Origin of the sequence: Neobacillus rhizophilus (assembly GCF_018343535.1) — a bacterium.
GTDB classification, from domain to species: Bacteria; Bacillota; Bacilli; order Bacillales; family Cytobacillaceae; genus Neobacillus; species Neobacillus rhizophilus.
This window is the reverse complement of sequence record NZ_JAGYPF010000002.1, coordinates 257,831-277,003: the sequence shown is the minus strand read 5'-3', so window position 1 is coordinate 277,003 and position 19,173 is coordinate 257,831. Positions and strand designations below refer to the sequence as shown.

The window sequence follows — 19,173 nt, the reverse complement described above, 5'->3', positions numbered from 1 at the left end:
AAAGAGACTGTCACAGCTCGACAGTCTCTTTTTTGCATTTTCACCCCGCCCCATTACCTTTTCGATAAATTCGTTCCTGGGCATTGAATTCTTTATAATGCAAGCCTTTTGGCAAAAACAGAATCGACTCCTTGCTGCCGAGTCCAAGGAAACCGCCGGTCGCCAGGCTGCCGTAAAAAAGACGGTGGACCTGCTGCTGGAGGCTATTGTCGAAATAAATCATCACGTTCCGGCAGAGTATCACATGGAACTCATTGAAGGAGCCATCCGTCACCAAATTATGCTGGGCAAAAATCAGGTTCTCTTCCAACAGCGGTTTAAAATAAGCATATTGATGGTCGGTCGTATAGTATTCCGAAAATGCCTTACCCCCGCCTGCTTTCAAATAATTTTTCGTATATTGCTGCATTTTTTTAAGCGGGAAGGCGCCTTTTTGGGCAGCCTGAAGCGCTTTTTCGTTCATATCAGTTGCGTAGATTTTCGTTTTTTTCGTAAGCCCCTCTTCGTGCAGGAGAATGGCCATCGAATAGACCTCTTCTCCCGTTGCGCAGCCCGCATGCCAAATCCGGATTTCGGGAAGCTCCCGCAAGAGCGGGATCACTTCCTCGCGAAACGCCGCAAAGAAGCTGGGGTCGCGGTACATTTCCGTCATCCGGATTGACAGATCATTCAAAAGCCGCTCCAAACAGCCAGGTTCGTGGAGAACTTTTTCCAATAGGGCGGTAATCGTCGGCAGCCGCTCTGCTTTCATCCGATTCATTACCCTCCTCGTCAATGAGGCCCGGACATACCCCCGAAAGTCGTAGCCATACATCTGATACAGCCCCTCGATTAGCAAATTCAGCTCGACTTCCTGCACCTCCGTTAAGGTAAACGGTTCGGTCTCAGGTGATGGTGTATCGCTCGTATCGCTCGGCGATATGCTCATTTTGTTACTCATCCGTATTCACCTGCTCTGTCAGCCATACCCGCATGAGCGAGAACAGCTGCTCAATATTTAACGGCTTCATGATATAATCGGACGCCCCCGCTTCTATGCACTTGTCGCGCTCGCCCTTCATCGCCTTGGCTGTTAACGCAATGATTGGCAGGCGGTGCAGACCGAGTTCATCGCGTATCACTTTCATCGCCTCATAGCCACCCATCACCGGCATCATGATATCCATAAAAATCAAATCAAAATCGGCCTGATCACACAGAAGGTCGATCGCCTGTTTTCCGTTTTTCGCAACTTGTACGGTAATCCCCTTGCGCTCAAGCGCCGTGACCAGCGCGTAAATATTGCGGCCGTCATCCTCGACAAGGAGAACCTTTTTTCCATGAAACAGCTCGTCATCGGTGCCATGCTCTGCCTCAATCATATCGCCGTCCGCTACAGCCTCATCCTGAAGCGGCTCCTGGACAACTTCAACCGCACGGCTTGCTGCCACTTCCTTGAGCGCCGTCAACATCTCCTGCTCCGGCGCCGGATCTGTCAATAGTTCATGTTCAGACTCCCGTGTGCTTGGGATATACAAGGTAAACGTACTGCCCTTCCCAACCTCGCTGTCAACCTCAAGGGCGCCGCCAAGCAGGCGGGTAAATTCACGGCAAATCGATAAGCCAAGCCCGGTGCCGCCGTATTGACGATTCGTCGTCCCGTCCACTTGCTGAAACGCTTCAAAAATAATCTGCTGTTTATCATGCGGGATTCCGATTCCTGTATCGGCTACCGATATGGCCAGAACCGGACCGCCACAGTGCAGCTGCTCCGCCTTTTCCGGAGGCGATACGGCAATATGGACTGTCACTGAGCCCTGCTCCGTAAATTTGAACGCATTCGATAATAAATTTTTTAAAATTTGCTGCAGGCGCTGGCCGTCTGTGGAAATCACTAGCGGCACGTTCGCATCTGTCAGGACCTCAAACATTACATTCTTTTTGGCTGCGACCGGATCGAACAGGCTTTTTAACATCTGCGGCAATTCGGTCACATTCACCTCGTCTGTCAGGATCTCAATTTTTCCGGCCTCAATTTTTGATAAATCGAGAATATCATCAATTAACCTTAACAAATCGGCGCCAGCCGTGTTCACAACACGGGCATATTCCTCAATCTCGTCTTGGTCCATGCCGCCATTTTCCATCAGCATTTGTGACAAAATCAAAATACTGTTCAGCGGCGTCCGTAGTTCATGCGACATATTCGCCAAAAAGTCGGTCTTGTACTGCGAGCTCAATTGCAACTGGCGCGAATAATCCTCGAGCTCATCCTTCGCCTTTTTCAGATCGCGCGCCCGCTGTTCAGCAAATTGTTTCTGCTCTTCCAAATATTCGTTGACGTTCTTCAATTGTTCCTGCTGCATCTGCAATTCTTCGGACTGGGCCTGCAGCTCTTCAGATTGTGCTTGAAGTTCCTCGGTCATGACCTGCGATTCCGATAGCAGCCTTTCGACCTCCATCCGACCGAGTACATTGGAAATCGATGAGCCGAATTTGTCCTGTAAAAGGTCGAGCAAGGTTAGGTGCTGCGAGAGGAACGGCTTCAGTGCTGCGAACTCGACAACTGCTTCGACCCGGCCCTGATAGATAATCGGTGCCACCAATAAATTTCGCGGTGACGATGTCCCGAGGCCGCTCGTCACTTTCATATGATCTTCCGGCAAACGGTCAATTAGAAAAATCCGTTGGTCGAGCGCCGCCTGGCCGACGAGCCCTTCCCCAAAGCGGAAGCTGGGCTTAACGCCAGCCTCATCGGAGACTGCATAGCCTGCGACTTTGACGAAGTCGACCTCGCCGCCTTGTTCCCGGCGCAGATAAACAACGCCGTAACAGGCTTCAAGCAGCGGTGCCAGCTTATTGATCACCCGCTGCGCAAGCTCATTAATATCGGTAATTCCCTGATACAGCGTCGAAATATCAGTCATACTTTTCTGCACCCAGTGCTGTTTTTCGAGGCTACTGAGCAGGTGGTTCATGGCCTCCGCAAGCTCCCGCGTCTCATCGTTCGCTTTGACGCTGATTCGTGTCGTTAAGTCTACCTTCGAATCAGTGATGTTCTGAATCGTTCTGACGACTTGCTTGATCGTTTTGACAATGGAGTTTGACAACAAAAACGCTGTTGCGATGGTAATGAAGGTTACTAAAATGATAATGCCATATAAGATGATTTTTAAATTGTTATTGTTCTGAAGGAGATCGTCCGTACGCTTTGACGTTAGCTGCTTTTCTTTTCCCAAAAAGGAATCCAACTGGGTGCGAAGCTGATCAGTCACCTTTTTCCCGGTTTGTTCCTTAAAATACTTGGCCAGTGCCGCTTCGTTGCCTGCCTTTTTTTGATTGATGGTAAATTCGCCGGTATTCGTGACCCAATGTTCAATCACCGGTCTCATTTCTTCCAAATTTCGCTGCTGACTGCTGTTTTCGTCGAGCAAAGAATGGAGCTTGTTATAATTGTCGAGCCAGCGGCGGTTCCCCTCGTTATACGGCTCGAGGTACTCCTCCTGGCCGGTTAACGCATAGCCGCGGATTCCAGTTTCCATATCGAGGACATTTTTTTGAATCTGATTTGCCAGGTCATGGACCTCAATGTCGTGCTGCGAAAGGAATTTCACCTCATTTTGCAGTGCGCTCATCCGATTCACCACAACGAGCAGGGACAGCACGAGGCAAATCAGAATCGTGAAATAGCCTGTGATAATTTTTGCATGAATGCTGAAATTGACACCTTTCATTGCGCCACCCCCTGTGTTTTTTCTCTAAAACTATCATATCGTTTCTCTTACATCCACCCAATGAGTCGCAGGTCCCGTGGTGAGACAGGACGATGGACCCCTTTAAACATTTAATCGTTTCATCTGCCTGTTAGAAGGGTAATTACTAAGTATCACCATGAAATTGGAGGTTATTAGCATGACAAAAACAAAAGACAAAACAACGCGACTATCAGATACGATGAACAAGCAGGTGGCCAACTTCTCAGTCTTGTATATGAAATTGCATCATTACCACTGGTACGTAAAAGGAGAGAATTTCTTCACACTGCATGTAAAATTTGAAGAATTGTACAACGAGGCGGCGCAGCATGTCGACACCATCGCCGAGCGGATGTTGGCCCTTGGTGCCAAGCCGGCATCCACACTCGAGGAAACGTTGAAGCGGGCATCCATTAAGGAAGCAATGGATGAAGAATCCGCAAACGACATGGTTCAGACATTGGTTGATGATGTGACCACAATTTGCTCAGAGCTAAGCGAAGGCATCACGATGGCCGAGGACCAGGAGGACGAGCCAACCGCAGACTTATTCACGGAAATTCGCGCCTCGTTGGAGAAGCATGGGTGGATGCTGAGGGCGTATTTGGCGTCGTAGCGGGCGGATAAGGGTTGGTTACTGGCACACGATGTTTCAACTTGCGGATAAGTGATGGCTACTTGCGCATACGGACGGCCTAATTGCGGATCAGGCCGTCTTACTTGCGCATAACGTTTGGCTACTTGCGTATGAAGTTCCAACTTGCGGATAAACATTTCTTACTTGCGATAGCGCGCATTACCTGGCGGATAACGTGAGATTACTGTCGCATAAGCCACTGTTGCTGTCGGATAAAGTGTTATTACTGTCGCTCATAACCCACACCAACGTCCGATAGGGGTGTCAGCTCTCAGCCGGCACCCTCTCATTTGCCAACCCATCTAATTCGCAGAAATCATCACCAGGCACAGGTCATCTTTCTGCTCCTTCAACGGCTTCGCACCCGGCAGCAGCTGCTCGAGCAGGCGCTCCGGATTGTCGTTTTGCCGCAAACCGCTGATCAGCTTTTCCCATGCGTCCTCGTACTCCTCCTCCAGCCATTCAGACAGCCCGTCGGTAAACAGCAAAATCCGCGCGTCTTCCTTATAAGGAATCACACCCGTGGTTACCTCTATTTTTTCAAAAAAACCAATCGCCGAGCAGCCTTGGTCAAGCTGCTTCACTTCCCCATCGATCAGCGCAAGACCTGCTGGATGCCCCGCATTCACGTACTCGATCGTCTGTTTTTGCGTATCCAGGACAAAATAAATCGCAGTGAAATAATAGTTTATCAGACTTTCAGGCATATGGAGCTGATTCATACGCCGATTGAGCTCCTGCATCACGGCCGCCGGGTCGCCCATTCCTGTAATCGCGTCCTTTAATGCAGAATATATGTACATACAGACAAGTGACGAGGAAATACCGTGCCCCATCATATCAAGCAAAATAACCCCATAGCGATGGGGGCTGATTTGGTACCAGGCGTACAGGTCGCCGGCCAGTTCAAAGGAAGGCCTATAAACGGCAGATATCGTCACATCTTCGTTCTCAAGCGGACTGCCAAGCACACTGCGCTGGACCTGCTTGGCCAAATCCAGCTCGAATTGAATCCGCTTATCTCGTTCCTTGCGCAAGTTCATCTCATGTTTCAGGCGCAAGACCGACCGAATCCGGGCCAGCAGTTCAACCTTGTTGATGGGCTTCATGACATAATCGAGCGCTCCGGCATCCATTGCTTCGGCCATTTTATAGGAATCGCCCATAGCCGAGACAAAAATAATCGGCAGGTCGTGGAAACGCTCATTGGCTAGAATCGTCCGGCATGCCTCGATTCCGTCGATTTCCGGCATCATCAAATCCATAAGAATTAAATCAACCGGAACCTCACGGGGTCGTCCCGCATCCAGCTGCAAATAGTCATATAATTCTCGTGCTGATGTCAGCAGCACCAATTGATCGTAACCCGCCTTCTGCAGGATTTTTTCTATAATCATCAGGTTCGTCCGATTATCATCGACAATTACAATATTCATAGATGTTCCCCCCAAACTATTGATGCTGCTGGCGCCTGACCCCGACTGTTTAACGCGTCTCTTCATCAGTGGTCTGACTCCCCAGGGCCTTGCGCAATTTTTCAAGTGCCTTCTTCTGCAGCCGGGAAACGTGCATTTGCGATATTCCCATTAATTCTCCGGTTTCCCGCTGGCTTTTGTTTTCGATAAACGCGCAATGAATAATCGTCTTTTCCCGCTCAGAAAGAACATCAAGCGCGCTTTCAAGCAGAAGCTTCTGATCAACTTTTTCAAAGCCTTCATCAGGAGCGCCGACAACATCCAATACGGTCACCGTACTGCCATCCGAGCCTGCTTCAATCGATTGGTCGACAGAAGATGCCTGATAGCTCTTGCCCATTTCCATCGCCTCCAGTACTTCCTCCTCGGAAATCTCTAGATACTCGGCAATTTCATGAATCTTTGGTGACCGCTGATATTGATTGGTCAGCTCGTCCACCACCGTTTTGAGCTTCGGCCAAACATCCTTGACGCGCCTTGGCACATGCACACTCCATGTTTTATCCCGTAAAAATCGCTTCATTTCCCCGATTACGGTCGGGATCAAAAAGGACTCGAACGGACGACCGATGCTGGGGTCGAACCTTCTGATTGCGGACAACAGTCCAATCATCGCTACCTGCATGATGTCCTCATCGAAGCTTTTCCCCTTTGAATATTTCCGTGCAAGGCTTGCGACCAAAGCCGTGTAATGCTCCACTAAGATGGTCTGGGCTGATGGACTTTCATTTTCTTGAAATTCGGCAATTAACGCCTCGATTTCTTCCTTAGTTCGTTTCATGGTTTGCGATGGCTGTGTCATGATTTTCACGCTCCCCGCCCAAATACTTCGCCATGAAGACCGTCACTCCGGAATGATTCAAAACTCGGACTTCATCCATCAACGTTTCTATTAAAAATAGTCCTAACCCTCCCTCTGTTAATTGCTCCACAGTACTTGATTCGGTGTAAGGACCCAATTCATTTTTTGTCTGGATAAAATCAAAGCTCTTTCCACTATCGGCCACCGCTATTTCCAGCTTGTCGTCGTAGATGCCAAAGCCGACAATCACCTCGCCGCCCTCGTCCTTGCCGTACGCATGCTGGACCGCATTTGTGACGGCCTCGCTCAATGCGATTTTCAGATCTTCAATTTCCTCATATGTATACCCCATCCGGCTGGCAATTCCTGATAACGTCAAACGCATTACACCAACATACTCCGGCTTTGCTGGAATCTTCATTTCAATATAATCCATCATATCGCTCTTCCCCTATCCTCTAATTTCCATTACATGACTCAATCCCGTAATTTGAAACAGCCGCTTCAGCCGCTCTGACATTTCAAGCAGCCTAAGCTCGCCGCCATTATTTTTCAATTGCTTGAACAAGCCGACGAATACGCCCAGTCCGGTACTGTCCAAATACGTTACATCCTTTAGATTGACGGTAATCACTTTATTTTTTCCGTCGGCGAGCAACGCCAATTCCTCTCTAAGCTTTGGTGCCGTAAACGCATCAATTTCCCCTGCCGCTTTAACTACCACTTCATTCTCATTTTGCTGCTTGTCGATCGTTAAATTCATCCATCCTCACCTCTACATGATTTATAGGGTATATACCCACGTTGTTTATATCTGAAACCTATTTTTTTTAAAAATTTTTTCTAGTATTATACCAAAATATGCTAAAAGGCCGAATCGAGCGGATGGCCTAGATAAATAGTGGGATATGCGCACAAAAAAACACGCCCCAATGACGTGTCTTATTTAAAAAACGATCCTCTCTTTTTCCCTTTCAACAAGTCCCCGGTCCAGCCTTTCATTTTTAAATAGCCATATAATAAGGCTGTCGATACCACAATCAACACGAGCGACAGAATATAGCCAAAGCGCCACTCAAGCTCCGGCATGTGCTTGAAATTCATCCCCCATAATGCCCCGAAAGCCATGACCGGCGTAAAAATCGTTGTCATCACTGTCAATGTTTTCATAATTTCATTGCCGCGATGCGAGGAGATGACCTCCTCCAAATTGATCATCGCATCAAGCTCGTGCTCATATTCACCAAGCAGCGCCATCGCCCGTTCAATCCGTCTGCAGGTGCTAGCATACACCTCGCTGCTACCATGAAGATTGATCTCTTCAATCGCCATCCGCAGCTCTTTGATTGGAATTAACAAGTTCTTCGCTACCAATAATTCGTGCCGGCGCGCGTAGAGCAGCTCGAGAATCTTCGTTTCATTTCGTTTTCGTACACCCCAAATCAACGTTTTGAGCGCCACTTCAAACTTATCAATCTCAACGAGCAATCCATTGACAATTTCCCCGAGGAAAAATAAACAGCCGTCGACAGCGTTTTCCGCGCTGCCCAACTGCTGCTGTATTTCTTCCTGCTCATCCCCCGGCAATTCCAGACCGACCGTTACCAGCAGGTCCTTTTTCAAATAAAAATGAAAGATTTTAAAGTCCCATTCATCACGAAAGCTTTGCTGAAAAATAAGCGACCCATTCAATACCTTTTCTCCGTTTTCAAGACTGCTGATCTTGACATAGTTGGTTTGATTTTTACGGGCATGTTTAAGCCAGGCATCCGAAGCAGGATCTTGAGGAAGCGGCGGATTGATATTCTCCAGCTCCATTTGATGCAGCCCCACCCATTTCCAGTTGTGTTTGCCAAAGTAAGTCTCCAAGCAACTCGCTCCCTTCACCGAAACTCCTATTCTCTTTTTCTCCCCAAAAATTAGCCGCTCCAAACAGGTTTCATCTGTACAAGCTGTGGGTATGCATATAGAAAATCGATAAGGAGGTTTTAATATGAAACGAATTGTAGGTATAGGATCGTTAGTGGCAGTAGGAGCTGGGGCCTCGGCGGCTGCGATGTGGCTATCAAATAAACCGAACCGCCTCAAAGCGGAAAGCTTTCTAAGAGACATGAAGCGAAAAGTGCTACCGACAGTCTTTGAAAAAGCGGAACAACTCCCAATCCATAAAGGCGGCCACCCCCACCCGCACGACATCGAAGACAACAAAATGGTCGACGAAGGCGCCACCTACTCCGTACAATTCTACAACGAAAAAATGCAATGATGCATGGGGACGATGCATGGGGACGGTTCTTCTGCCTCATTTTTGGGGTGATGCATAGGGACGGTTCTTCTGCCTCATTTTTGGGGAAGAAACAGCGGAATCGTTCTCAAGTACCATCGAACTTTCATTATTAGCCCATTTAAAACCAAATTCGATGCTTATCAAAAAATGAGACAAGGGAAGCGCCCCTTGTCTCATTCTTCTGTCTTAACTGGAGGTGACTGATCGCTTGCATTAAAAAGTGCGGCACGAGAACCGTCCGAGATCACTGAAAAATACATCCTACGAAACTGGAGCGCTATTTTTCTTAGGCGGCAAAACGGAGTACCTAAATGGCATATTTTTACCGGTGCGACACTTTTCTTGTGCACACGGGTAGAATAGATTGCTTATTTTTACCGGTGCGGCACTTTTCTTGTGCACACGGGCAGAATAGACCAGTTTATTTTTACCGTCGCGGCACTTTTCTTGTGCACACGGGAAAAATAGACCGCTTATTTTTACCGGTGCGGCACTTTTCTTGTGCACACGGGCAGAATAGACCGGTTTATTTTTACCGTCGCGGCACTTTTCTTGTGCTCACAGGCAGAATAGACCGCTTATTTTTACCGTCGCGACACTTTTCTTGTGAACACAGGCAAAATAGACCGGTTTATTTTTACCGTCGCGGCACTTTTCTTGTGCTCATGGGCAGAATAGACCGCTTATTTTTACCGGTGCGACACTTTTTCTTGCACTCAGGGCAGAATAGATGGCTTTTTAAAAACATTTCCACTCTTAACCAAGGCCGTTTTGTCTTTAAGAACCCCTACTTTGGAATGTTTTTCAGCGATCTCGAACCGTCCCCATGCCTCACTTTTGTACCTCCAAATACATGATGTGGGATCCGTTTGCTTCATTAATCTTGAAGAGCCAGCCTTGTGTTTCAAGGGTGGCACCGGCTCCGAGTTGGGGGGCGTTGTGTTGGGTGAGGAACCAGCCGCCGATGGTGTTGACGTCTTCGGCCGCCAGGCTTGTGTCGAGAAGCTGGTTGACGGACGCAATCGGAACTTTGGCATCTACAATATAGTGGTTTTCCGCTACCTTCTGAATGTCCGCGACCTCATCAGCATCAAATTCATCCCGCACCTCGCCGACAATTTCCTCGATGATGTCCTCTACCGTCACCAGCCCTGAGGTGCCGCCATATTCATCGTGTAAAATTGCCATATGAATTCGTTCCATCTGCATTTTGACCAGCAAATCATGAATCGGGATCGTTTCAATCACGGTAATCACCGGCTGGATGTACGATTTGATTTTCCAATTTTCATAGAGGCCTTTATTCATCAATTTTGCTGTTAAAAATCTTTTTACATTCATTACTCCGATTATATGATCTTTATCGCCTTCCATAACGGGGTAGCGGGTGTACCCCTCCTCCTTCAGCTTTCGGAGCACCTCCTGAACGGACTCATCAACGGAGATGCAGCTCATTTCCATCCGTGGCACCATAATTTCCTTGGCGGTCCGCTCATCAAATTCAAAAATATTACTGACATATTGGAACTCATTCTGGTTAATCTCCCCCTGCTCCAAGCTTTCCGCCAGCAGCAGGCGCAGCTCTTCCTCTGAGTGGGCAAGCTCCTGCTCCGTCGCTGGCTTGAAGCCAAACAAGCCAGCGAGCGCACGGGCCGAGCTGTTCAGTGCCCAAATAAAGGGATGCATGATTTTGCTGAACAGAATCATCGGCCCGGAGAACAGCAGTGCAATCGTCTCCGCTTTTTGGATCGCGACGGTCTTGGGCGCCAGTTCGCCGACCACTACATGTAGAAAGGTCACCAAAACGAAGGCTAGCACAAAGGCTAGAAAATGCGAAACAGATTCATTTAAATGCAAGACGCTGAACAACGGATGCAGCAATTTTTCAAAGGTCGGCTCTCCTAACCACCCGAGTCCGAGCGCGGTAACGGTGATGCCGAGCTGACAGGCCGAAAGGTATTCATCGAGCTTGGTAACGAGCTGCTTTGCCGGCACCGCCCCCTTCTTCCCGTCGAGCACTAATTCGGCAAGCCGCGACGGCCGTACCTTGACAATCGCAAACTCCACCGCCACAAAAAAGCCCGTCAGCAAGATTAAAACCACGATTAACAATAATTTAAAGATCATCATAGCCGACTTCCCCCTCCCTACAAAAAAAATCATTTTGGTATATTCACCAAGCGAAAGCCGCCTATAGGCTACCCTTCCACTAGGTTTTTTTCATTTTCAGGCACTAATACCCCTTATTGGCTACCCTTCCCTCGATTTTTTTCGGTTACGGGCACCAATACCCTTTATTGGCTACCCTTCCCTCGGCTTTTTCTCAGTTACGGGCACCAATACCCTTTATTGGCTACCCTTCCCTCGATTTTCCCTCGGTTACGGGCACCAATAACCCTTATTGGCTACCCTTCCCTCGATTTTTCCTCGGTTACGGGCACCAATACCCTTTATTGGCTACCCTTCCTTCTATTTCCCCTCAGTTACGGGCACCAATACCCTTTATTGGCTACCCTTCCCTCGATTTTCCCTCAGTTACGGGCACCAATACCCTTTATTGGCTACCCTTCCTTCGATTTCCCCTCAGTTACGGGCACCAATACCCTTTATTGGCTACCCTTCCCTCGATTTTTCCTCGGTTACGGGCACCAATACCCCTTATTGGCTACCCTTCCCTCGATTTTTTCTCGGTTACGGGCACCAATACCCTTTATTGGCTACCCTTCCCTCGATTTTTCCTCAGTTACGGGCACCAATACCCCTTATTGGCTACCCTTCCCTCGATTTTTCCTCGGTTTCAGGCACCAATACCAATACCCTTTATTGACAACAATCTTTTGTAAAGATCCTTGAAAAATAACAATCCGAAATCGTCGCATCGATTCCGGATTGTGATCTTCCATTATTGGTTATTTCCTCCTTGGTCCAGTTTGTTAACTTCCCTTATTGCTGATTTCCTTCCTCGTCCAGTTTGTTGTCGAGCTTGCGTAAATATTTCGCCGCAAAGTCTTTGCCACCGAGACCAAATGACAAGCCGAACGCCAGGGCCAAGCCGCCTAAGAGTAGGATAAACGCAGCATTGACAATGGAATGGGCCACGCCAAGCTGGTCGAGCGCCATAAAGACGGTCACCGCAAACACAGCGTACTTGGCAACCACCGCCAGCGTGCGGGCATAACTTTCCTTGACCACATTTCTAACAATGCGCTCAACTAGGTTCCCGACGTACAAGCCAACCCCCAGAATCACAAGGGCAGCGAACAGCATAGGCAGGTAAGCCAGCACCGCCGACGCAAGGGTCACTAAGAAGTCTAAGCCGACTATTTGCAGTGCTTCCACGGTAAATAACAGGACAATCACAATTTTCACAACCATACCGACAAGCTGGGACAGGCTGTACTTCGCTGACTCAGGACCAACAGCACCACCAATACCCAGTTGGTGCAGCAAACCATCAAACCGCAGCCTCCACAGCATTTGCGCCACCAGTTTTTCCACCCACTTGCCAAGCCAGATCCCCGCCAATATCAGCACCACTGCTACTGCGATATTGGGAATCAACGCCACCACTTTTTCCAGCATCGCAATCGCCGGAGCAGAAACCCCTTGCAGGTCCAATTTTTCCAAAGCGGTAATAATCGTAGGAATCAAGATTAAGATAAACACAATATTTCCGACGATCCCAGCAAGGTCCAGGCTTCCCTTCATTCCTAACCGCTCGCCAAGCGTTTCACTGCCAATGCTTTTTAAAAAATTCGTTAAAATATCGCGGACCAATTTCGCCAGTAGCCACCCTATGAACACAATCAACGCAGCGGCAAACAACTTCGGAATAAATGATAGGAAGGTTGTCAGAATTCCGGCGACCGGCTCTGATACCCCCTCCATTTGTAAGGCGCCGAGCACCCCTGGCAAGAACAGCAGCAAGACGAAATAGAACAGTGCTTTGGCGATTTTCGCCACTTTTTCGCGGCCATCGATTTCGGTTTTGGCCAGCTTCCATTTGGCTAACCTGTCTGGCAAATGAAGCGCCGTCGCCCCTTTTTCAAATGCCTTGCGCAGGACTGTCGCGATGACCCAAGCAAACAATAGAATTAGTGCAGCTTTTAATACATTGGGTATCGCGCCGGTAATCGACGACAGCATATGGACCAGCGGCGATGCAATATAGCTTAAGTTCAACATATTAAAGAAGATAATCCAGACAAACACCAGTAATAGGTAGTAAACAATTTTTCCAATGATTTTTTCTGAAGAATATTTTCGGCTTCCGTAGCCTGAAAAAAGCTTGTCATCGAAGCTCGTTTTCTTGAGGGCGGCTTCGGTCACTTTCCCTATTTTTTTGGCCGCCAGCCAGCCTACTATTAATAGAAGTAGTGCGAGGATTAAGATCGGCAGCCGATCCGTGTATATGTACCACTCGGCCAACATGTCCCTTACGTTCATATTCATCTCTCCTTTTTGTTTGTCGTGCTCTGATACGTATTTAACCCCGTTTGGAAAAATTGAAACCTCTTTTTCTAGCAGAAAAGTTTTTCAAAAAAAATGTTTCATCCCTTTTTTCGCTGGGAATATAAATGGTGCACGGCAAACGAACCGAAAGTTGGTTCATAAAAATTTTTGGGAGGGAATGAAATATGTTGAATCGCAAGAATTTAGCCGTTACCGGAATGGCTGCGTTATTGACATTTGGCGGGTTGGCCGGCTGCGGCGACGGTGTCGACCAGGATAATGGCCTTAGCGATGGCAAACAAAAGGATCAGATTGATAACGATACAAAAGCCAGCGCCAAAGGCACCATGCAGAAGGCAAAGGACAATATTAAAGAAGCAATGAAAGATGTCGAGCAGGAAATGAAGGAAAAAAGTCAAAATTAAAGTTTTTCTAAAAAAATGTTTCACGGTAAACCGATTAGGGAAAGCAACAAATTAAAGGAGGTAAAAAACAATGAATAAAGAGAAGGTAAAAGGCAGTGTTGATCAAGTGAAAGGTGAACTAAAAGAACAATGGGGCCGTTTGACGGATGACGAGTCCAAAGTCGTAGAAGGAAAAGTTGATAAGGCGAAAGGAAAGTTAAAAGAAGGATATGGTGAAGTAAAGGACAAGTTTTCGGACTAATGTATGCCTGGCATCTAGTAATCTATTTAAAATAGAGGAGGAAGCAAAATGGACAAGCATATGAAGAATGTAGTTGGTGTATATGATACAGAACAGGAAGCGATTCATGCCATTGATCTACTATTAAATCAAGGATACCACAAGGATGAAATCTCTGTGATTGGGAAAAACGTTAACCATGTTGCAAGGGACACAGGTACAGCCATGGAAGAAACAGCAGCGGCCGGAGCGGCTGTCGGCAGCGCCCTTGGCGGAATACCCGGGTTACTCGCGGGAGCTGGCGCACTAGCTATACCGGGCGTTGGTCCTTTTATCGCAGCTGGACCAATTGCGGCCGGGCTGATGGGAGCCGTTGCCGGCGCTGGCATTGGCGGTTTGACCGGTGCTCTTGTAGGAATGGGGATTCCCGACGACGATGCGGAGTCTTATGAAAATTCAGTTAAAGAAGGAAAAATATTAGTGTTGGTTGAAAAGCACATTGATAATCGAAATGACCGTAACTATTTACATGAGGATACCGAGCTTGATCACCCGCCATTAGTTGGAGTAGATGGGCGGAATCGTAATCGTAAGGAAGATGGATTTATTAAAGAGGGGCCGCCGTTTCCAGGTTCAAGCTATAAATTTAATGAATTCGGCTCAAACATGGAGGAAGAGTCGTCACTAAAAGATGACCGCGACACCTTAAAGAAAGCAAACAACAGCTCAATGGCCCAGGATTATTCTGAAATGAAGAAGCTTGGCCGTGAAATGGAACAACAACCTACAGAAGAAAAGCTCCGAGACGAACATCTTAAACCAGACCCGCTGCAATCAACTAAAAAAGCTTAAGATTCATTCACCCACTACCATCTACCATCTACCATCCTAAAAAAAGAGGCATCTTTGCCTCTTTTTTTGTGTGCAGCCAGATGATGCATGGAGACGGTTCTCGTGCCTCATCTCATTGTTGAGACACGAGAACCGTCCCCGTGTCCCATTCACATGCCCCCCTCCCCAATGCATAAGGAAACACTTAATGGAAAATAGTAAACATGCGTGAATTAATTTCCAAATGGGTTTTTCCTTTTAAGGGTGATTGGATGAAAGTTGAAAAAATCAGCCGGTTGCAGCTTTTTTACTTAATGACTGGGTTTGTATTAGGAACTGCGATGATTTTAGGGCTTGGCCATGAGGCAAAACAGGATTCGTGGATTTTTATTCTGATTGGTATGTCTTCCAGCCTGATTATAATGGCCGTCTATACTCAATTGGCTTCCTATTATCCGGGTGATTCTTTGGCCCAGATGCTTCCTAAGCTTCTCGGGAAGTTTCTTTCCTATCCAATCATCCTGTTGTATATTTTCCATTTTACCTATTCGGCTGCCAGAGGGAGCAGGGAATTGGGGGAATTGATTGACTCGACCATATTAAGTGAAACCCCGTTGGTTGTTATCATCGGAAGCTTTATGGCACTGATGGTGTATTGTCTGCGGGGCGGAGTGGAAACGTTTGGCCGCATGGCCGAAATCGTCTTTCCAATTTACTTATTTTCTCTCATTCTGATTTGGATTCTTTTATTTAGTGTCGACCAATTTAGTTTAAAAAACCTCACTCCCATACTTGGAAATGGTGTAACACCGGTTTTAAAAAAAGCAGTCCCTACCGCAATCAACTTTCCATTCGGCGAAACCATTGTCGTCCTGTTGTTTTTCCCGTTTTTGACCCACAATGGGCCGGTTCGAAAGATTTGCATGTCCTTCCTTCTTGTAGGAGGCGTCCTGTTAACGATCAATTCCATCATGCTGATTGCGATATTGGGACCGGAAATTTACAACTTCGACCTTTTTTCACTGCTCTCTGCGACGCAGATGGTTTCCGTCGCCGATTTCCTCGAGCGATTTGATGCTCTTGTTATTTTATTGATGGTATCTGGCGTATTTTTTAAGGTTGGTGGTTTCATATTAGCGGCAGCTATTGCCACTTCTCATTTATTCAAATTAAAACAAACCCGTTCTGTCGTGCTGGGACTTGGTACCATCATTGTCCCTTTATCGTCGATAACCGCGTTAAGTTATGTTGAACATTTAGAATTTGGATTTAAGTTTTATGTCCCATATGTCCATACCGTTTTGCAAATTATCTTGCCGATTCTGTTTTTATGTATTGCCTTCATTCGTAAAAAACTAGGGTCTAAATAGGTGGTGCCGCCTTTGAGATTTTTCAAGCGACAAAAAAAATTACCAGCTCTTCTTCAGGAGCAAAGTGAAAATAATCCATTATCAGGAAATCTTGAGGAAGACCTTAATCGGTTTAAACAGTTATTTGAAGGGGCTGCTGATTTTAGTTATCGAGAGCTGCAAATAGGTTCTAACTATTCAGCCGTTGTTTTATACCTGAATGGATTGGTTGATATGGAAAGAATGGAACTGAATGTCATCCAGCCTTTGATAAGCCGAAACGAGGAACTGCTCCAGCATCCTAAGCCTGCCCTTGACCAATTTAAGGGCGTTCTGAATGCATCTCAAGTGGTTCAGGTAGAAACGTTCCAAACAATCGTGGACCAACTTTTGGCAGGCGGCACCATTGTCTTAATTAATACGTTTAAAAAAGTGCTTGTTATCAGCGAACAGAAATGGGAGCAGCGCTCGATTGATGAACCTGTTTCTGAAGCGGTTGTGTTGGGCCCGCGCGAAGGGTTTACGGAAAATATCCGCACGAATACCAGTATGATTCGCAGACGTTTAAAAACAACGAAACTGAAATTGGAATATTTGAAGTTAGGAAATCTCTCGCAAACGAATGTGGTCATTACCTATCTAGAAGGTATTGCAGATGTCTCCATTGTGGAGGAGGTTCGCAGCCGATTAAACAGGATTGACATTGATGCGATTGAGGACAGCAGTTATATTGTTGAGTTTATTGAAGATGAGCCGTTTTCCGTGTTTCCCCAGGTGTTACAAACGGAACGGCCCGACCGGCTGGCTGGCAACCTGCTTGAGGGAAGAATCGGTATCATCGTGGACAACAGCCCGTTTGCCCTGATTGTTCCGGTCACTTTTTTTCAAATGATGAACTCTCCAGAAGACTATTATGGAAGGTTTATCATGACAACGTTTATTCGCTTAATCCGGTACTTATTTTTATTAATTGCCTTATTATTTCCTTCTATTTATATTGCTGTGACCACGTTCCACCAGGAATTACTGCCTACCAATCTTTTGTTCAGTGTCGCAGCCTCAAGGGATAAGGTACCCTTTCCTGCGGTTATCGAAGCGTTATTGATGGAAATCACCTTCGAGGCGCTGCGTGAGGCAGGGCTGCGCTTGCCAAGACCCATCGGTTCGACAGTCAGTATTGTCGGTGCGTTGGTCATTGGCCAATCAGCCGTTGAAGCGGGAATTGTTTCCGCTCCGTTAGTCATTGTGGTCGCAACGACAGGGATTGCCTCATTCATGTTTCCGAGTTATCCATTGACAGGGGCCATCCGGCTTCTTCGCTTCTTTATGATTTTTATGGCTGGGACGCTTGGATTTTATGGAATTCTTCTCGGCGTTTTCTTTATCTTGGCTCACCTTGTACAGCTTCGCTCGTTCGGTGTTCCCTATCTTGCACCGCTCGCTCCGTTTCATTTTAACAATATGAAGGATATCATCATTCGCGTCCCTTGGTGGAAAATGAATGAACGGCCGCATGAAACAGGAAAAAGCAATTTGAAGAGGATGAATTATAAACCTCGTAAATACTAGTTTGTTTTTTTAAAAAAGGGCAGGGATACGAATGAACGTGATGAGACTGTTTTTCCTACTGGTCATAACCATGTTTCTGACAGGCTGCTGGAACCGTATTGAGATTAATGATATTGCCATCGTGACGGCAATTGGATTAGACCTTGTGGAAGACGATAAGGTCCATCTCTCCCTTCAAGTAGCCATTCCATCGAAGCTGGGTTCGACAACAGGAAGCGGCGGAGAAAACGGCAAAGGTTCATTGGTTATTTCCGATACCGGTGTCACGATTTCTGAAGCATTCCGAAATATTCAAGGCAAGCTTCCAAGACGGATTTTCTTTTCCCAAAGCCGGGTTCTGTTAATTGGCGAGGATTATGCCAAAAAGGGCGTCTCCCCGGTTATCAATTTCCATACAAGGTACAATAAAACGCGGATCAACAGTTTTATTATGTTTACAAAAGGCGAAGCATCTAAAGTCATCAATAGCATGCCAAAGTTTGAGAATATTTCCGCCGAAGAAATAAAAGAACTTAACAAGCTGAACATTGGGCTGAAAGTTTATATACGAGATTTTCTCAATATGCTTCTTACAGATGGCTTGGAGCCATACGGGCCACTGTTTACATTAGAGGCATTGGAAGTAAAACCGAAAAATAAATCAGAGCATGTCCAAAGCATCAGGGGAACGGCCGTGTTTAAAGGGGACAAGCTAATCGGCTGGATGGATCAATTGGAAACCCGGGGTCTTTTATGGCTCAAGAATGAAATAGAATCAGGGATTGTTTCCATTAAAATACCGAAGGAGCAAGGCGGAGGAAATATCAGTATGGAAATCCTCAAAACAGATACAAAGTTGGAACCAAAGCTAAAAAATGGTCATTTACAAATGAACCTAACTGTCTCCACTAGATTGAATTTAATAGAAAATGATTCGCAGTTAAATTTATTTGATACAAAAGTAATCAAGGATTTGCAAAACAAAGTGGATAAAGAAATTGACGGACGTATTCAAATGACGGTTGATAAGGTCCAAAAAGAGTATCAGTCTGACATTTTAGGATTCGGGCAAGCGGTCTACAGGAAATACCCGAAACAATGGAAAACCAGCTATCAAAAGAACTGGGATCAAGAATTTCCGAGATTGGCGGTCACCATCCACACGAATTCTATTATAAAAAGAACTGGTGTAACTAAATAATTCCAAAAGGGGACATGACCATGCTCAGGTATCTTTTCATTACTCTCATTTTTGTCACAATATTTATCTGGGAAACATCAAAGTTATTGAGAAATAAAGAAATAAAAGAACTAATGATCTTCTCTTTTCTAACCTTAATCGGATTCGTATTATGTATCATTGGGGTTATACGGGATCTTATTTGAAAAGGATACGGATTGTTTGGGCCCTAG

Annotated in this window: 17 protein-coding genes; 8 read left to right on the top strand and 9 right to left on the bottom strand. The window is 46.5% G+C overall.

Annotated features, from left to right (window positions below; genetic code table 11):
* Positions 1-40: 40 nt before the first annotated feature.
* Together KHA99_RS09280 and KHA99_RS09275 are read right to left on the bottom strand one after the other, a co-directional pair.
* Entirely contained in the window at positions 41-940 is a 900-nt protein-coding gene (locus tag KHA99_RS09280) for a CheR family methyltransferase (RefSeq protein WP_261363786.1), read from the bottom strand.
* Entirely contained in the window at positions 933-3,713 is a 2,781-nt protein-coding gene (locus tag KHA99_RS09275) for a CHASE3 domain-containing protein (RefSeq protein WP_213117173.1), read from the bottom strand. The genes KHA99_RS09280 and KHA99_RS09275 overlap by 8 nt, the downstream gene beginning before the upstream one ends.
* A 157-nt stretch (positions 3,714-3,870) precedes the next feature.
* Here KHA99_RS09275 and KHA99_RS09270 point away from each other — a divergent pair, with 157 nt between their 5' ends.
* Positions 3,871-4,350 (top strand): Dps family protein, encoded by a 480-nt coding sequence (locus KHA99_RS09270; RefSeq protein ID WP_284036652.1) that lies wholly within the window; start codon positions 3,871-3,873, stop codon positions 4,348-4,350.
* A 323-nt stretch (positions 4,351-4,673) separates the two neighbouring features.
* Here the strand turns inward: KHA99_RS09270 and KHA99_RS09265 are convergent, their stop codons facing one another.
* The 5 genes from KHA99_RS09265 to KHA99_RS09245 form a co-directional block, all read right to left on the bottom strand.
* Positions 4,674-5,807 (bottom strand): PP2C family protein-serine/threonine phosphatase, encoded by a 1,134-nt coding sequence (locus KHA99_RS09265; protein ID WP_213117172.1) that lies wholly within the window; start codon positions 5,805-5,807, stop codon positions 4,674-4,676.
* Positions 5,808-5,856: 49 nt separating this feature from the next.
* Entirely contained in the window at positions 5,857-6,648 is a 792-nt protein-coding gene (gene sigB / locus KHA99_RS09260) for an RNA polymerase sigma factor SigB (RefSeq protein ID WP_213117171.1), read from the bottom strand.
* Positions 6,614-7,087 (bottom strand): anti-sigma B factor RsbW, encoded by a 474-nt coding sequence (gene rsbW / locus KHA99_RS09255; protein ID WP_213117170.1) that lies wholly within the window; start codon positions 7,085-7,087, stop codon positions 6,614-6,616. Before rsbW ends, sigB begins: the two co-directional genes overlap by 35 nt.
* Before the next feature lie 12 nt (positions 7,088-7,099).
* The gene (locus KHA99_RS09250; protein ID WP_213117169.1) at positions 7,100-7,411 is read right to left on the bottom strand and encodes an anti-sigma factor antagonist; all 312 of its coding nucleotides are present in this window, start codon (positions 7,409-7,411) and stop codon (positions 7,100-7,102) included.
* A 179-nt stretch (positions 7,412-7,590) separates the two neighbouring features.
* Positions 7,591-8,517 carry a magnesium transporter CorA family protein gene (locus KHA99_RS09245; protein ID WP_213117168.1) on the bottom strand — a complete coding sequence of 309 codons (927 nt, stop codon included), beginning with the start codon at positions 8,515-8,517 and terminating at the stop codon, positions 7,591-7,593.
* Between the two features lie 124 nt (positions 8,518-8,641).
* Between KHA99_RS09245 and KHA99_RS09240 the strand changes: the two genes are divergently transcribed.
* Complete coding sequence (locus KHA99_RS09240) at positions 8,642-8,914, top strand: YbyB family protein (RefSeq protein ID WP_249366574.1); 273 nt, start codon at positions 8,642-8,644, stop codon at positions 8,912-8,914.
* A gap of 852 nt (positions 8,915-9,766) precedes the next feature.
* Here the strand turns inward: KHA99_RS09240 and KHA99_RS09235 are convergent.
* Both KHA99_RS09235 and KHA99_RS09230 read right to left on the bottom strand, forming a co-directional pair.
* The gene (locus KHA99_RS09235; RefSeq protein ID WP_213117167.1) at positions 9,767-11,065 is read right to left on the bottom strand and encodes a hemolysin family protein; all 1,299 of its coding nucleotides are present in this window, start codon (positions 11,063-11,065) and stop codon (positions 9,767-9,769) included.
* 813 nt (positions 11,066-11,878) lie between these two features.
* Positions 11,879-13,381 (bottom strand): mechanosensitive ion channel, encoded by a 1,503-nt coding sequence (locus KHA99_RS09230; protein ID WP_213117166.1) that lies wholly within the window; start codon positions 13,379-13,381, stop codon positions 11,879-11,881.
* Positions 13,382-13,572: 191 nt separating this feature from the next.
* On the opposite strand from KHA99_RS09230, the gene KHA99_RS09225 reads away from it, so the two are divergent.
* The 6 genes from KHA99_RS09225 (at position 13,573) to KHA99_RS09200 (ending at position 18,961) form a co-directional block, all read left to right on the top strand.
* On the top strand, positions 13,573-13,812 hold the full coding sequence (locus KHA99_RS09225; protein ID WP_213117165.1) for a hypothetical protein: 240 nt from the start codon (positions 13,573-13,575) through the stop codon (positions 13,810-13,812).
* A 70-nt stretch (positions 13,813-13,882) separates the two neighbouring features.
* Entirely contained in the window at positions 13,883-14,053 is a 171-nt protein-coding gene (locus KHA99_RS09220) for a CsbD family protein (RefSeq protein WP_213117164.1), read from the top strand.
* A 48-nt stretch (positions 14,054-14,101) separates the two neighbouring features.
* Complete coding sequence (locus KHA99_RS09215) at positions 14,102-14,884, top strand: general stress protein (protein ID WP_213117163.1); 783 nt, start codon at positions 14,102-14,104, stop codon at positions 14,882-14,884.
* 251 nt (positions 14,885-15,135) lie between these two features.
* Positions 15,136-16,233 carry a GerAB/ArcD/ProY family transporter gene (locus tag KHA99_RS09210; RefSeq protein WP_213117162.1) on the top strand — a complete coding sequence of 366 codons (1,098 nt, stop codon included), beginning with the start codon at positions 15,136-15,138 and terminating at the stop codon, positions 16,231-16,233.
* Positions 16,234-16,245: 12 nt separating this feature from the next.
* A complete protein-coding gene (locus KHA99_RS09205) occupies positions 16,246-17,781 on the top strand; it encodes a spore germination protein (RefSeq protein ID WP_213117161.1) in 1,536 nt (511 codons plus the stop codon).
* A 31-nt stretch (positions 17,782-17,812) separates the two neighbouring features.
* A complete protein-coding gene (locus KHA99_RS09200) occupies positions 17,813-18,961 on the top strand; it encodes a Ger(x)C family spore germination protein (protein ID WP_213117160.1) in 1,149 nt (382 codons plus the stop codon).
* Positions 18,962-19,173: the final 212 nt, after the last annotated feature.

Bases quoted from the DNA above. Each gene is read 5' to 3' on its own strand.
- KHA99_RS09280 (WP_261363786.1), bottom strand. From the start codon at position 940: ATGAGTAACAAAATGAGCATATCGCCGAGCGATACGAGCGATACACCA.
- KHA99_RS09275 (WP_213117173.1), bottom strand. From the start codon at position 3,713: ATGAAAGGTGTCAATTTCAGCATTCATGCAAAAATTATCACAGGCTAT.
- KHA99_RS09270 (WP_284036652.1), top strand. From the start codon at position 3,871: ATGAAATTGGAGGTTATTAGCATGACAAAAACAAAAGACAAAACAACG.
- KHA99_RS09265 (WP_213117172.1), bottom strand. From the start codon at position 5,807: ATGAATATTGTAATTGTCGATGATAATCGGACGAACCTGATGATTATA.
- sigB (WP_213117171.1), bottom strand. From the start codon at position 6,648: ATGACACAGCCATCGCAAACCATGAAACGAACTAAGGAAGAAATCGAG.
- rsbW (WP_213117170.1), bottom strand. From the start codon at position 7,087: ATGATGGATTATATTGAAATGAAGATTCCAGCAAAGCCGGAGTATGTT.
- KHA99_RS09250 (WP_213117169.1), bottom strand. From the start codon at position 7,411: ATGAATTTAACGATCGACAAGCAGCAAAATGAGAATGAAGTGGTAGTT.
- KHA99_RS09240 (WP_249366574.1), top strand. From the start codon at position 8,642: ATGAAACGAATTGTAGGTATAGGATCGTTAGTGGCAGTAGGAGCTGGG.
- KHA99_RS09235 (WP_213117167.1), bottom strand. From the start codon at position 11,065: ATGATGATCTTTAAATTATTGTTAATCGTGGTTTTAATCTTGCTGACG.
- KHA99_RS09230 (WP_213117166.1), bottom strand. From the start codon at position 13,381: ATGAACGTAAGGGACATGTTGGCCGAGTGGTACATATACACGGATCGG.
- KHA99_RS09225 (WP_213117165.1), top strand. From the start codon at position 13,573: ATGTTGAATCGCAAGAATTTAGCCGTTACCGGAATGGCTGCGTTATTG.
- KHA99_RS09220 (WP_213117164.1), top strand. From the start codon at position 13,883: ATGAATAAAGAGAAGGTAAAAGGCAGTGTTGATCAAGTGAAAGGTGAA.
- KHA99_RS09215 (WP_213117163.1), top strand. From the start codon at position 14,102: ATGGACAAGCATATGAAGAATGTAGTTGGTGTATATGATACAGAACAG.
- KHA99_RS09210 (WP_213117162.1), top strand. From the start codon at position 15,136: ATGAAAGTTGAAAAAATCAGCCGGTTGCAGCTTTTTTACTTAATGACT.
- KHA99_RS09200 (WP_213117160.1), top strand. From the start codon at position 17,813: ATGAACGTGATGAGACTGTTTTTCCTACTGGTCATAACCATGTTTCTG.